Origin of the sequence: Nonomuraea sp. NPDC049028 (genome assembly GCF_043197735.1) — a bacterium.
Taxonomy (GTDB): Bacteria; Actinomycetota; Actinomycetes; order Streptosporangiales; family Streptosporangiaceae; genus Nonomuraea.
Genome location: NZ_JBICTR010000001.1, coordinates 1,357,515 through 1,370,944, shown reverse-complemented (window position 1 = coordinate 1,370,944; position 13,430 = coordinate 1,357,515). Strand labels below are relative to the sequence as shown.

Genomic DNA, 13,430 nt, shown 5'->3' with positions numbered 1-13,430 from the left:
GCGGGTTTCCAGCCGCCTAGGGCACTCGCTGAGCCCTGGCGGAGGAGTAAAGGCATACCGCGGCCGCGGTGGCCAGGTTGAGGCTTTCGGCCTGTCCGTAGATGGGCACTCTGACCACATCGTCGGCTTCGGCGAGAACCTCCTCGGGCAGACCCCATGCCTCATTTCCGAAGATCCACGCGGTGGGGCCCGACAGGTCGACGTCGTCGAGCGTGTGCTTGCCCGCGCCGTCGGCCGCCAGCACGCGAAGTCCGCGCTCTCTGAGTTGACGCACGGCCCCTGCTACCGGAGTACCGATGGTGACGGGCAGGTGGAACAAGCTGCCCGCGCTGGCACGTACACACTTGCCGTTGTACGGGTCGACGGAGGCGTCGGTGAGGATCACGGAGTCGGCGCCCGCGGCGTCGGCGGCGCGCATGACGGTGCCCGCGTTGCCGGGGTCGCGCACGTGCGCCAGGACCGCGACCAGGCGCGGGTCGCCGGACAGGGCCTCGTCGAGCGGCACGTGCACCAGCCGGCAGACGGCCAGCAGCCCCTGCGGGGTGACGGTCTGGGAGAGCTCGGCCATGACCTCGCCGCTGGCCCGGTGGATCGGGATGCCCTTGAGCGTCGCGTCGGTGATCAGCTCGGGGTGGCGGAGCTCGGCTTCGGCGGTGGCGAACAGCTCCAGCGTCACCCCTTCGAGCTTGAGCGCCTCGCGTACGGCCTGGGGCCCCTCGGCCAGGAACTTGCGGTCCTGCTCCCTGAAGGCGCGCTTGGCGAGCCGTCTGGCGGCCTTAACGCGCGGCGACTTCACGTTGGTCAGCTCGGATCCGGCCATGCTCTCCCCTGATGATCTGTACGGCCGGTCGCACCGGCCGCGTGCCCGGTCGTGGCGCCCGCGCGTACAGCGGTCGTGCCCGTACACACAGCAGTCGTGCCCACGCGCGCAGCGGTCGTGGCCCCTGTGCACACAGCAAAGGGCCCACCATCAGGTGGGCCCTCGGCTAGAGCCTCGCCGGGCTCCTTTGTCAAGCGCCTCAGCTCGCGGCCGGGGCGTTCACGTTCGCCGGCAGCGCCTTCTTGGCGGCCTCGACGAGCGTGGCGAAGGTCTGGCTGTCGTTGACCGCGAGGTCAGCGAGGATCTTACGGTCGACCTCGATGTTGGCCAGCCGCAGACCCTGGATCAGACGGTTGTACGTCATGCCGTTCTGGCGGGCAGCGGCGTTGATCCGCTGGATCCACAGACGACGGAACGCACCCTTACGGTCCTTGCGGTCCCGATAGGCGTACGTCATCGAGTGGAGCATCTGCTCCTTGGCCTTGCGGTACAGACGTGACCGCTGGCCACGGTAACCGGAAGCCCGCTCGAGGACGACCTTGCGCTTCTTCTTGGCGTTGAGCGCCCGCTTCACGCGTGCCATGTTCTATCTCCCCGGGGGTCGCGCTACTTGGCGAGCAGCTTCTTGATTTTCTTGGAGTCAGCGTCGGACAGGACGACTTCGTTCTTGAGACGGCGCGTCAGCGTGGACGACTTCCACTCGTTGTAGTGCGCGCGATTGGCCCGGCGGCGCACGACCTTGCCGGTGCCGGTGAGCCGGAACCGCTTCTTCGCACCGCTGTGCGTCTTCATCTTCGGCATTCGCCGTCTCTCCTCAATTCGTCCGTGCCGGTGGCCGGGCCGGTGCTGGCCGACCCGGTCGCGGCGTCTTCGTCTGGCGGGGTGGCTGTCGGGGTGTGCTGTTAAGGCTAACCCCAACCGCGGGTCACGCTTCCTGTATGGGAGCTTCCTGCTCGGAAGTCTCCAGCTCGGAAGGCTCCTCGCCGCCACGCTGTGCCTTGGCTGCGGCCTTTTCGGCCTTTGCCTCGGCCTTCTTCTTGTGCGGACCGATCACCATGATCATGTTACGACCGTCCTGCTTGGCGTGGGACTCGACGAATCCCAACTCCTGGACGTCGTCCGCGAGCCGCTGCAGCAGCCGGAAGCCGAGCTCCGGCCGGGACTGCTCGCGACCACGGAACATGATCGTGACTTTGACCTTGTCTCCCGCCTTGAGGAACCGCACCACGTGACCCTTCTTGGTCTCGTAGTCGTGCGGGTCGATCTTCGGCCGGAGCTTGATCTCCTTGATGATCGTGTGCGCCTGATTCTTGCGCGCCTCGCGCGCCTTCATCGCGGACTCGTACTTGAATTTGCCGTAGTCCATGAGCTTGCACACGGGCGGTCGAGCCGTGGCCGCGACCTCGACGAGGTCGAGGTCGGCCTCCTGAGCGAGCTTGAGGGCATCGTGAATGGAGACGATGCCTACCTGCTCGCCGTTCGGGCCCACGAGGCGAACCTCGGGAACTCGGATACGCTCGTTGATGCGGGGCTCAGTGCTGATGGGGCCTCCTAGGTTTGCGTTCCCGTACGTGCTCGGTGCCGAGGAACTCCGCGCAAACGCGAAAAGCCCCGCACGTCGCGCATGCGGGGCCACTGAGCTCTTTGGCATCGTGGCCGTAAGCTCCCCGGAGTAAGTCCGGCGTGATCCTGGACCCGGCCGCCTCTCGGCGACTCAGGTGGGAGGGAGACCTCCGCTTGCGCGTCCAGCAAGGCATGCCGGACCGATCAGTGAGCTACGCTACCACAACAACGAGACTTCTTCGAATCATCCCCGCTGGCCAGGGGTCTGAGCGGTCAATTCTGTCCAGAAAATTAGCCAGAAGGAGGGCATGTGACCGATCTCGAAGAGAGCAAGTGGCAGCCGTAGGACGCTCGGGGCCCGACCTGAGCGCGCTCGACCTCACCCGCGACAAGAGCGGCATGATGCGGGATGTCGACCTCGAGGGCATCAAGTGAGCTACGTTCTCGACACTGCCTGGTTGATCCTGGCTGCTCGGTTGATCAACCCGTACGACTGGCCGACCGTCTGAGGATCTCCGCCTCGCCGGCCGCGCGCATGGCCTCCACCGGCACATCCGTCCGGCCCGTCATCAGCTCCACCTGCCGTACCGCCTGGTGCAGCAGCATCCCGAACCCGCCGACGACGGTGCCGCCCCCAGCCTGGACGGCCGCCGCCGCGCTGGTCGGCCAGGGCGAGTAGACCACGTCGAAGAGCGCCGGAACCCGCGCCAGCCGCGCCGCGAAGGCGTCGGCCGCCCCGCTCGGCAGCGTGGACACCACCAGATCCACCCGCGTCGAGACATCGAGCTTGTCGAACGTCTCGATCGCCAGCGCCATCCCGAGCCGCTCGGCCACCCCGGCCGTGTCCCCCGCCCTGGCGGGATCGCGTACCAGCAGGGTCGCGGAGTGCAGCCCCAGGTTGCGCAGCGCGGCCAGCGTCGAAGCGGCGGTGGCGCCACCGCCCAGCACGGTCGCCGACCTCGGCGCCGGCACCCCCGCCTCTGCCAGCGCCCGCTCGATGCCGTAGACGTCGGTGTTGTCCCCATGGCTCGCGCCGTCGCGGAACACCACGGTATTGGCTCCGCCCACCTCGACGGCCAGGTCGGAGACGGTGTCGAGCAGCGGCAGCACGGCCCGCTTGAGCGGCATGGTCAGCGACAGCCCCGCCCAGGCCCCCTCGTCCCCCGGCACCTCTCCGCGGCGCGGCCTGAGCTCCCGCAACAGCCCGGGCAGCCGGGCCTCGTCACACTCGCGGACCTCGTAGCTCCACCCGTCGAGCCCCATCGCCTGATAGGCCGCCCGATGCAGGTAGGGCGACAGCGAATGCGCGATCGGCGACCCCAGCACCCCTGCCCGCACGCGGTTCTCCTCTCCATGCCTTACTGCCTGCTGTTTTTCGTGGCTTGTCTTCTGTGCAGCCGCTTTTCTACGGCATGCCCGTCCGTACGGCGTGCCCGCTTTGGTGCGGCATGTCGCACGAAAGCGGTATGCGACCCGTGCCGTTTGCCGCCTGTACGGCCGCCTTCGTACGGCATCCCTGTCTGCGGTACGGCATGCCCGGCCGACCCCAGTCGCCGTACAGGGCTCAGGGCCTCCAGGGAGACGGCCGCTGAGCCCGCACATGGCCGGGCGCCGTTACGAGACGGTGAGACCGGTGGCGTGGCCGGCTTCCGCCGTTTACCCGGCGGCGTCAGCCACCGTTTCGGCGGTATTCGTTGAGCAATACCTGGAATTCCGCGTCCGTGACGGCGAACTTGGTGATGTGGCTCTTGGGGTCGGTGGCGACGAAGTAGAGCCAGGGACCCTTGGCCGGGTTGAGAGCCGCCTCGATCGCCGCGTCGCCCGGGTTGGAGATGGGGCCGGGCGGGAGACCCAAGTATTTGTAGGTGTTGTACTTGGAGGTGCTCTGCAGCTGCGCGTGCGTCGCGGACGTGCCCTTCTTGTTCGTCGCGTACATCACCGTGCTGTCCATCTTCAGCTGCATCTCCGGCTCATGGTCGAGCCGGTTGTAGATGACGCGGGCGATCTTCGGCATGTCCTCGTGCCGGCCGGCCTCGGCCTGGATGATGCTGGCGATCGTGATGATCTCGGCGGGCGTGCGCCGCAGGGCCTTGGCACCGCCCACGAGGTCGGCCTTCTCCGCCGCCTGGTTGAACCGTTCGACCATCTGCGACAGCATGTCGGCCGGCGTGGCCTTCGGCTGGAACTCGTACGTGGCGGGGAAGGCGTAGCCCTCCAGCCTGCCCTTCGCGTAGGACGGCAACTCCATCTCGCTGGTGTCCTTGGCGGCGGCGGCGAAGTCCTTCAGCGGCTTGCCGGTCTTGTCGGCGAGCCGGGCGAGGACGTCGGAAAGGCGCAGCCCCTCCTCGAACGGGATCCTGACGATCAGCTTGTTGGCCGAGCCGAGCATCGTCACCGCGTTGGCGGCGGACATCCCCTTGCGCAGGGTGTATTGGCCCGGCTGGAGCGCGCCGCTCTTGTTGGCGTTGGCGATCGCGTTGGTGAACGCCCTGGCGCTGGCGACGACCCCCTGCCGCTCCAGCTCCACCGCCACGTCGGAGGCGGTCTGGCCGTCCTTGATCTCGATGGTCACGTCGCCCTTGCCCTGGCCGGTGAAGTCGTCGGGCACCAGAGCGCCGCTGATCCACTGATAGCCGAAGTAGCCGCCGCCGCCGAGGATGCCCGCCAGGACGATGAAGGCCAGCAGCGGTGCGATGAAGCCGCCTCGGTTACGGCGCCTGCGACGTCTGCGGCTGCCGCCTTTGCCGTTAGCTCGGCCGCGGCGCCGGGAGGAGCCTTCGTCGTCCTCGGCGCCGAGCAGGAAATCCATGTCGAGATCGTTCATAGGTGCGCAGGCCAATCTCCCGGTACGTACGGCCCGGCGTCAAGTGGCACTGCCGAACCGTTGGGGGTCACCGAGCGGGGGGTTCGCCAGCCGTGCACCCACGACCGGCGAATATCACTCTGGGTAGCCATGCTAGAGGACAAGGAGAGCGCGCGGGCCCCCTCCCGGGGGCTCCGCTCGGGGATTTCGAAGATCCCTCGCGGGAAGTGGGGGGTCCCGGCAAGCATCATTTCGTCCCGAGGTTTCGGTGCAACTCTTCCCGGTATCTCACGAACTCGCTCTCTTTGTCGGTGAATTTGGTGATTCTATGCGCCGGATCCGTCGTCACAAACCAGCGCCAATCACCGCTCGCCGGATGCAAGGCCGCTATCAGCGCCTTCTCTCCGGGATTGGCGATGGGCCCCGGCGGCAGTCCGGTGTGCCGGTAGGTGTTGTACGGCGATTGGACCTTGGTGTCGCTCTCGGTGACCTTCAGGGTCCGCTTGCCCAGGGCGTACAGGACGGTGCTGTCGATCTGGAGCCGCATGTCGCGCTTGAGCCTGTTGTAGATCACTCTGGCGATCTTGGGATAGTCCTCGTCCCTGCCGCCCTCGGCCTGGATCATGCTGGCCACCGTGACGGCCTCCAGCGGGCTCAGATGCACGTACGGGGCCTTCTTCACCAGCTCCACCTGCTTCGCCGCCGCGCCGAACCGCTCCACCATCGCGGTCAGGAGGTCGACGGCCTTGTCCCCGGGCTCGACCTCGTACGTGGCCGGGAACAGGAACCCTTCGAGCCCCTTGGCGTATTTGGGCAGCCCGACGAGAGCCGTGTCAACCGCCCGCAACTCCTTGAGAGCCAGCCCGGACTGCGCGGCCAGCCGGACGAGCGTCTCGGACGCCCGCATGCCCTCGGGCACGGTGACCCGCCTGACCATCCTGGAGGTGGGCGCGAGCAGCAGGTCGAGCGCGGCGCCCGCGGCCATGCCCTTGCGCAGCCGATAGTGCCCCGGCCGCAGGTGTCCCGCCACGGCACGGTCCTCGGCCACGTTCACGAACGACCGCGCGCTGGCCACCACCCCGGCCTCGGCCAGCACCGCGCCGACGTCGCCCGCGTTGGCACCGGGCGGGATCCGCACGGTCACGAGCCCGCCGCCGGTGCCCTCGAAGTCGTCGGGGGTCAGGTACGGCTTGAGCGCCACATATACGCCGACGCCGAGCGCGGCGATCGACGCCGACACCACCACGCCGAGCAGCGCCACCGTACGCACGGCCGACCGCTTCTCGCGCCGCCGAACCCCACGAACGTCCCCGCCGCCCTCGGTCCCGGCTCTGCCCCCGGTCCCGGTCCCGGCTCTGCCCCCGGTCCCGGTCCCGGCTCCGGCCTCAGACGCGCCACTGCCACCGCCCCGGGCCGCCCCGGCTGCCAGGCCACCGACGCCCGGTGATTCGCCCGGATCGGTGCCAGCGACGCCACCATCGGAGGCCTGGCCGTCAGAAGACGCGCCGCTGTGGGACGTGCCACCACCAGAAGGCCGCCCGCCGTAGGAAGGCGCGCCATCGTCGGATAGAGCGCCACCGTCGGAAAGCCCACCGCCGTCCGACAAAACGCCACTAAAAGGCGCGCCACCGTCGGATGGAGCACCACCGGGAAGCCTCCCACCGTCGGACAAGCCGCCGTCGAACGGCGCACCACCCTCCGACGACGCACCACCAGGAAGCCGCCCGCCCTCCGACAGCGCGCCATCAGAGCGCGCGCCACCATCAGACGGAGCACCACCGGGAAGCCGCCCGCCGTCCGCCGGGGCGGTCGCGCCCAGGTCGTCCGCGCGACACTCTCGTCCGTCCGCTGCGTACTCCCCCGTCACCGGCACGTCCAGAGCCTCTGACGCGTCCGGCCCCAAGGGACCGTTGGAGTCCGAGGACACGCCGGTTCCCGAGGACATATCGGCGTCTGAGGGTGTCGCGGAGCCCGAAAGCGCTTCGGCATCCGAGGGCACATCGGCGTCCGAAGACGGTGCTGTGTCCGAGGACGGGAAGAAGGGTTCCGGGACGAACGGGATCAGGTCGTCATCCTCGTCCGGAGGTGGCCCGCTCATGCGGCCGCCCCCGCCCGTTCCCCGCCGCCCCCGGTGAGACGCCCGGTCATGAGGCGGGTCCGCCGTCCACCCCGGAGGGCGGATCGACGGGCCTGCCGGGTGGTCTGTCCGTGGCTCTCTCGACGTCGAGCGCGTCCTGCAGCAGCACGACCGCCGCCGCCTGGTCCACGACCGCGCGCTGCTTCTTGGCCCGCACGCCGCTGGCCCGTAGTCCCTGCTGCGCCGCGACCGTGGTCAGCCGTTCGTCGAAGAGGCGGACGGGCGTGGGCGCCAGTCGCCGGGCCAGCGCTGTGGCGAATTCGCGGGCCAGCGCGGCGGCCTGCCCTTCGCGGCCCGACAGCGAGGTGGGCAGCCCGACCACGACCTCGATCGCCGAATGTTCGTCGGCGATCGCTGCGATGCGGTCGAGGTCGCCCTGGCCTCGCCTGACGGTCTCCACCGGAGTGGCCAGCAGGCCCGAGGGGTCACTGCGGGCCACTCCGATGCGTACGGACCCGACGTCCACGCCGATACGTGAACCGAACCGCATGTCAGCCGAGCTGCTCCGCGATGGCCTGCTCGACCAGTCGCAGCGCGTCGCCGACCGCCTCCGGTCGTGTGCCGCCGCCTTGCGCGACATCGTCCTTGCCGCCACCGCCACCCCCAAGCGCCTTGGCGGCGACGCCGACCAGTCGCCCGGCCTTGAGCTGACGCTCACGTCCCGCCTCGTTGACCGCGGCAACGACCACGGGCCGGTCGGAGGGGACACCCGCGATCACGATGACCGCCGGTCGGTCGGCCGGGAATCTGCCACGCACATCAAGCGCGAGCTTACGCAGGTCATCGGCTCCGGTGCCGTCAGGCGCGCGGTGCGTCACCACGAAGACTCCGCCCAGGTCACGAGCCTGCGCCGCCAGCTCGCCCGCCACTTGGAGCACCTGCGCGGACCGGAGCCGCTCCAGCTCCTTCTCGGCGGTGCGCAGGCGGGTGACGATGCCCTCGACGCGCTCGGGCAGCTCCTCGCGGCGCGCCTTGAGCTGCTCGGTGAGCTGGGCGACCAGCACGCTCTCGCGCGCCAGGAAGCGGAAGGCGTCGATGCCGACGAGCGCCTCGACACGGCGCACACCGGCGCCGACCGACTGCTCGCCGAGCACCTTGACCAGGCCGAGCTGGCCGGAGCTGTGCACGTGGGTACCGCCGCAGAGCTCGCGCGAGTAGTCGCCGATCTCCACGACGCGGACCTCGTCGCCGTACTTCTCGCCGAACATCGCCAGCGCGCCCATCGCCCTGGCCTCCGTCTGGGAGGTGTAGAAGGCGTTGACCTTGAGGTCGTTGACGAGGACCGCGTTGACCTCGTCCTCGACGTCGCGCAGCACGCTCGGCGGCACCGCGCCCGCCGCGGTGAAGTCGAAGCGGAAGCGGCCGGGCGAGTTTTCCGAGCCGGCCTGCGCCGCCGTCTCACCCAGCGCGTTCTTGAAGCCGCGGTGGACGAGGTGGGTGGCGCTGTGGCTGCGCGAGATCGCGCGGCGCCGCTCGATGTCGATCTCCGCCTGGGCCTCGTCGCCGACCTTGAGCTCGCCCTTGCGGATCCGGCCGCGGTGCACGACGAGGCCCGCGAGCGGCGTCTGCACGTCGCGAATCTCCACCTCGGCGCCGCCGGTGCGGATCACGCCCTGGTCGGCGAGCTGGCCGCCGCCCTCGGCGTAGAAGGGGGTGCGGGAGAGCACGATCTCCACGTCGGTGCCCGCGCCCGCCGCGGGGACCGCGCCGCCGTCGACCAGGATGCCGACGATGCTCGTGTCGGCCTCGGTCTGGTCGTAGCCGAGGAACTCGACCCGGCCCGCCTTCTCCAGCAGCTGCCCGAAGACGGAGATGTCGGCGTTGCCGGTCTTCTTCGCCGCCGCGTCGGCCTTGGCGCGGTCGCGCTGCTCCTTCATCAGGCGGCGGAAGCCCTCTTCGTCGACCTGGAGCCCGTGCTCGGACGCCATTTCGAGCGTGAGGTCGATCGGGAAGCCGTAGGTGTCGTGCAACTGGAACGCCTGCTCGCCGGAGAGCATCGAGCCGGACTTGCGCTTGGTCTCCTCCACCGTGACGTCGAACATGGCGGTGCCGGTGCGCAGCGTGCCGAGGAAGGACGCCTCCTCGGCGTCGATGACCCCGTGGATCTGCGGCGCGTCCGCCTTCAGCTGCGGATATTGCTCGCCCATGACCTCGATCGCGACCTCGGTCAGCGCGTGCATGTAGCGCTCGTCGCCGGAGCCGAGCAGGCGCAGGTTGCGGACCGAGCGGCGCAGGATGCGGCGCAGCACGTAGCCGCGGCCCTCGTTGCCGGGCATGACGCCGTCGGCGACCAGCATGGTGCCGGTGCGGACGTGGTCGGCGATCACTCGCAGGCTGACGTCGGAGCGGTGGTCACGGCCGTAGCGGGTCTTGGTGAGCTCGGCGGCCTTGTCGAGGATCTTGTAGGTGGTGTCGATCTCGTAGATGTTGTCGACGCCCTGCAGGATCGCCGCCATGCGCTCCAGGCCCATGCCGGTGTCGATGTTCTTGGCGGGCAGCTCGCCGACGATGTCGAAGTCGACCTTGCTGCGGACCTCGCCGAGCTGGTCCTGCATGAAGACGAGGTTCCAGACTTCGAGGTAGCGGTTCTCGTCGGCGATGGGGCCGCCCTCGCGGCCGTATTCGGCGCCGCGGTCGTAGTAGATCTCCGAGCACGGTCCGCCGGGGCCCGGCACGCCCATGTGCCAGTAGTTGTCTTCGAGGCCGCGGCGCTGGATGCGCTCGAGGGGCAGCCCGACCTTGTTGTGCCAGATGTCGAGCGCCTCGTCGTCGTCGAGGTAGACGGTCGCCCACAGGCGGTCGGGGGGGAAGCCGAAGCCGCCCTCGGACTCCGGCTTGGTCAGCAGCTCCCAGGCGAACGGGATCACTTCGGCCTTGAAGTAGTCGCCGATGGAGAAGTTGCCCAGCATCTGGAAGAACGTCGCGTGCCGGGTGGTCTTGCCGACCTCGTCGATGTCGGGGGTGCGCACGCATTTCTGCGCGGTGGCCAGCCGGTCCGCCGGAGGCTTGCGCTGCCCCAGGAAGTACGGCTTGAAGGGCACCATACCCGCGTTGACCAGGAGAAGCGTCGGGTCCTCAGCGATCAGGCTGGCCGAGGGCACTACCTTGTGCCCACGCTCCTCGAAGAAGCGTAGGAAGCGGCGCGCGATCTCTGCCGACTCCATGGTGGCCATCCTTTGCGTTAGTCGTTGCTTTCAGGGTTGTCGAGCCCGAAACGGGCCCGCAACTCGATTTCGCGCTCCGCGGCCTCGCCGAGCGCGTCAGAAGTAAAGTCTCTCACCCGTCCGAGCATGCTCGCGGCGCCGCCGACGGTCCTGCGGGCCACGTGGTTGGGGTGGAGCGCCTGCAGCCTGCGCATCACCCAGAGGGTCAGCAGCGCGCCGAGCGACAGGTAGAACAGCCGTCTGATCATCGCCCTCGGCCCGCCTTGCGCGGCCTGCGGACCTCGATGGCCCTGCGTACACCGTAGCCGATGGAGGAGACCTTGATCAGCGGTCCGGTGAAGACGGTCTGGGTGACGGCGCTGAGCTTGGCGGCGTGGGAGCTCACCTGCTTGACGTCCTTGGCGATGGCCTCGACGGCCACCAGCTGCCGGTTGGTCTCGTTGACCGTCAGGCTCATGTCGTCGAGCAGCGGCGCCATGCGGGCGCTCAGGTCGGCCACCGCCCTGCTGGTCGCGGTGATCAGCCGGGTGAGCTTGACCAGCACCATGACGAGCACGCAGACCAAGACGATCCAGCCCGTGGCGGCGATCAGCCCGGCGACCTCTCCAGCGGTAAGCATCCGCTCATCTCCCTCGTACGCTGGGCCGGAACGGCAAGAACCCTATCGCGTTCGACGGCCCAGATTACTGGTGACGCCCGGCTCCATCAGGCCGCCACGTCGGCGGCCCCCGTTTCCCCGCTCGAACGGACCGGCCCGCGAGCGACACCGACCCCGAGGCCGACCAGCCGAACCCCGGCCCGTGCCGGACGGCCAGAAGTTCGTCTAGAGCCCGCCAGAAACCCGTCGACGGCCCGCCCCGGAGCCCGCCAAGCGACCGTCAAGAGCCCCGCAGGAAGTCACGTATCCGAGCCCACCGCTCGGCCAGCACGCCCTCCCCGCCGTGCTTGGTGGGCTCGTAGTAGCGCTTGCCGCGCACCTGCTCGGGCGCGTAGTCCTGGCGGACCAGCCCGTGGTCGAAGTCGTGCGGGTATTTGTAGCCGTCGCCGTGGCCCAGCTTGGCGGCGCCCGGATAGTGGGCGTCGCGCAGGTGGCCGGGCACCTGGCCGATCAGGCCGCGGCGTACGTCGCCGATCGCCGCTCCGATGGCCTTCACGACGGCGTTGGACTTGGGCGCCAGCGCGCAGTGGAGGACCGCGTGGGCCAGGTTGATCTGGCCCTCCGGCAGGCCGATGAGCTGCACGGCCTGGGCGGCGGCGACTGCGGTCTGCAGGCAGGTCGGGTCGGCCAGGCCGACGTCCTCCGAGGCGAAGATGACGATGCGGCGGGCGATGAAGCGCGGGTCCTCGCCCGCCTCGATCATGCGGGCCAGGTAGTGGAGCGCGGCGTCGGCGTCGGAGCCGCGCATCGACTTGATGAAGGCGCTGATGACGTCGTAGTGCTGGTCGCCCTGCCGGTCGTAGCGTACGGCCGCCTTGTCGACGGCCTTCTCCACGACCTCGACCGTGATGTCGTCGGACAGCAGCGCGGCGGCTTCGAGGTAGGTCAGGGAACGGCGGGCGTCGCCGCCGGCCAGGCGTACGAGATGGTCGACGGCCTCGGGGGCGACGGTGGCGCGGCCGCCGAGGCCGCGTTCGTCGGCCACCGCCCGCTCCAGGACCGCGCGGATGTCGTCGTCGGTCAGGGACTCGAGCGTGAGCAGCAACGAGCGCGACAGCAGGGGGGAGATGACCGAGAAGAAGGGGTTTTCGGTGGTGGCGCCGATGAAGGTGACCCAGCGGTTCTCGACGGCGGGCAGCAGGGCGTCCTGCTGGGCCTTGTTGAAGCGGTGGACCTCGTCGACGAAGAGCACGGTCTGCCGGCCGCTCATGCCCAGCTCGCGCTTGGCGACGTCGATGGCGGCGCGTACGTCCTTGACCCCGGCCGAGACGGCGGAGACCTCGACGAAGCGCCGCTTGGTGACGTTGGAGACGACGTAGGCGAGCGTCGTCTTGCCGGTGCCGGGCGGCCCCCACAGGAAGAGCGACATCGGCGCCTCGCTCTCGACGAGCCTGCGCAGCGGGGTGCCCGCGCCGAGCAGGTGACGCTGGCCGATCACCTCGTCGAGCGTGCGCGGCCGCATCCGGACCGCGAGGGGCTGGGGTGTGGCCTCCTCAGCCGCCGAATCGAACAGACTCTCCACAACGCGAGTTTACGGGGTGGACCGCGTCCAGCGGTCCACCATCAGGCAAGCGGGCTTCGGTCCACCACCAGGCACACGGGCTTCGGTCCAAGGAGCGGGCCAGGCATCACAGACAACCCTTTCACCACCAGGAAGCGGGCTACGCACCCCAGACGGCTCTCGCGCCCGAGTCACCGGCCCGGAAGACGAAGTAGCCGACCACCACGGCCAGCAGCACCGTCACGCCGGACAGCACGAGAGTGACCGGGCGGCCGAACCTGTCGCCGAGCGAGCCGCGACTCGGGCTCGTGGCGTAGACGAGCAGCAACGCGGCGACTCCGAGGCCGGCCGTCGACAGGAGCAATGGGTTGGCGAAGCTCTCATGGGTCTCGATCCGCTGGCCCAGGGTGCCGTCGACCGAGGCGAAGCGGGACGCCTTGAGGCTCTCGCCGCTCTCCTTGGCCGCGAAGACGGCCACAGGCGCCCCCAGGGAGAGCAGTACCACCGCCCAGGCCAGCAGCGGCCGCCAGCGGTGCAGGACCGTGTACGCCACAGAGGCGGCCGCGAGGAGCGGGGTCAGCACCACGGCGAAGTGGATGATCAGCGGATGGGCGGGCAAGCCGAAGATCTCGTCGAACATGTCTGCACTCCTAGTTCTCATTTCAACTACGAATGGCGACACGATATGGTTCGCGGTCCATCCCGTCACTACGAGTGGTTTCCTCCTCTTACGTCCGGCACATCGCAGGGCCGGTAGCATTCCCGGAGTTGTTTGGTCATGTAC

General features: G+C 69.2%; 13 protein-coding genes. All 13 read right to left on the bottom strand.

Annotated elements, in window-relative coordinates:
• Positions 1 to 16 precede the first annotated feature (16 nt).
• Positions 17 to 820, bottom strand: coding sequence for an RNA methyltransferase (locus ACGFJ2_RS06165; RefSeq protein ID WP_357955526.1), 804 nt, complete (start codon positions 818 to 820; stop codon positions 17 to 19).
• Between the two features lie 199 nt (positions 821 to 1,019).
• Positions 1,020 to 1,403, bottom strand: coding sequence for a 50S ribosomal protein L20 (gene rplT / locus ACGFJ2_RS06160; RefSeq protein ID WP_219538506.1), 384 nt, complete (start codon positions 1,401 to 1,403; stop codon positions 1,020 to 1,022).
• A gap of 23 nt (positions 1,404 to 1,426) precedes the next feature.
• The gene (gene rpmI / locus ACGFJ2_RS06155; protein WP_225298242.1) at positions 1,427 to 1,621 is read right to left on the bottom strand and encodes a 50S ribosomal protein L35; all 195 of its coding nucleotides are present in this window, start codon (positions 1,619 to 1,621) and stop codon (positions 1,427 to 1,429) included.
• Positions 1,622 to 1,745: 124 nt separating this feature from the next.
• Positions 1,746 to 2,363: a translation initiation factor IF-3 gene (gene infC, locus ACGFJ2_RS06150; protein ID WP_357955860.1), complete on the bottom strand. Its 618-nt coding sequence runs from the start codon at positions 2,361 to 2,363 to the stop codon at positions 1,746 to 1,748.
• 500 nt (positions 2,364 to 2,863) lie between these two features.
• Positions 2,864 to 3,721, bottom strand: coding sequence for a shikimate dehydrogenase (locus ACGFJ2_RS06145; protein WP_393465189.1), 858 nt, complete (start codon positions 3,719 to 3,721; stop codon positions 2,864 to 2,866).
• Positions 3,722 to 4,052: 331 nt separating this feature from the next.
• Entirely contained in the window at positions 4,053 to 5,207 is a 1,155-nt protein-coding gene (gene mltG, locus ACGFJ2_RS06140; protein ID WP_357955529.1) for an endolytic transglycosylase MltG, read from the bottom strand.
• A gap of 226 nt (positions 5,208 to 5,433) precedes the next feature.
• Positions 5,434 to 6,456: an endolytic transglycosylase MltG gene (gene mltG, locus ACGFJ2_RS06135; RefSeq protein WP_393465186.1), complete on the bottom strand. Its 1,023-nt coding sequence runs from the start codon at positions 6,454 to 6,456 to the stop codon at positions 5,434 to 5,436.
• A gap of 874 nt (positions 6,457 to 7,330) precedes the next feature.
• Positions 7,331 to 7,813, bottom strand: coding sequence for a Holliday junction resolvase RuvX (gene ruvX / locus ACGFJ2_RS06130; protein WP_364003654.1), 483 nt, complete (start codon positions 7,811 to 7,813; stop codon positions 7,331 to 7,333).
• Position 7,814: 1 nt separating this feature from the next.
• A complete protein-coding gene (gene alaS / locus ACGFJ2_RS06125) occupies positions 7,815 to 10,487 on the bottom strand; it encodes an alanine--tRNA ligase (RefSeq protein ID WP_357955536.1) in 2,673 nt (890 codons plus the stop codon).
• A gap of 17 nt (positions 10,488 to 10,504) precedes the next feature.
• Positions 10,505 to 10,735 carry a hypothetical protein gene (locus ACGFJ2_RS06120; protein ID WP_225298225.1) on the bottom strand — a complete coding sequence of 77 codons (231 nt, stop codon included), beginning with the start codon at positions 10,733 to 10,735 and terminating at the stop codon, positions 10,505 to 10,507.
• Complete coding sequence (locus ACGFJ2_RS06115) at positions 10,732 to 11,106, bottom strand: DUF948 domain-containing protein (protein ID WP_357955538.1); 375 nt, start codon at positions 11,104 to 11,106, stop codon at positions 10,732 to 10,734. Before ACGFJ2_RS06115 ends, ACGFJ2_RS06120 begins: the two co-directional genes overlap by 4 nt.
• Before the next feature lie 259 nt (positions 11,107 to 11,365).
• On the bottom strand, positions 11,366 to 12,667 hold the full coding sequence (locus ACGFJ2_RS06110) for a replication-associated recombination protein A (RefSeq protein WP_357955540.1): 1,302 nt from the start codon (positions 12,665 to 12,667) through the stop codon (positions 11,366 to 11,368).
• A gap of 139 nt (positions 12,668 to 12,806) precedes the next feature.
• Positions 12,807 to 13,286, bottom strand: a complete 480-nt coding sequence (locus tag ACGFJ2_RS06105; RefSeq protein WP_358187188.1) for a hypothetical protein — start codon at positions 13,284 to 13,286, stop codon at positions 12,807 to 12,809.
• Positions 13,287 to 13,430: the final 144 nt, after the last annotated feature.

Coding starts and splice junctions, on each gene's coding strand:
- ruvX (WP_364003654.1), bottom strand. CDS start 7,813: ATGCGGTTCGGTTCACGTATCGGCGTGGACGTCGGGTCCGTACGCATC.
- ACGFJ2_RS06165 (WP_357955526.1), bottom strand. CDS start 820: ATGGCCGGATCCGAGCTGACCAACGTGAAGTCGCCGCGCGTTAAGGCC.
- ACGFJ2_RS06115 (WP_357955538.1), bottom strand. CDS start 11,106: ATGCTTACCGCTGGAGAGGTCGCCGGGCTGATCGCCGCCACGGGCTGG.
- rplT (WP_219538506.1), bottom strand. CDS start 1,403: ATGGCACGCGTGAAGCGGGCGCTCAACGCCAAGAAGAAGCGCAAGGTC.
- ACGFJ2_RS06105 (WP_358187188.1), bottom strand. CDS start 13,286: ATGTTCGACGAGATCTTCGGCTTGCCCGCCCATCCGCTGATCATCCAC.
- mltG (WP_357955529.1), bottom strand. CDS start 5,207: ATGAACGATCTCGACATGGATTTCCTGCTCGGCGCCGAGGACGACGAA.
- ACGFJ2_RS06120 (WP_225298225.1), bottom strand. CDS start 10,735: ATGATCAGACGGCTGTTCTACCTGTCGCTCGGCGCGCTGCTGACCCTC.
- rpmI (WP_225298242.1), bottom strand. CDS start 1,621: ATGCCGAAGATGAAGACGCACAGCGGTGCGAAGAAGCGGTTCCGGCTC.
- alaS (WP_357955536.1), bottom strand. CDS start 10,487: ATGGAGTCGGCAGAGATCGCGCGCCGCTTCCTACGCTTCTTCGAGGAG.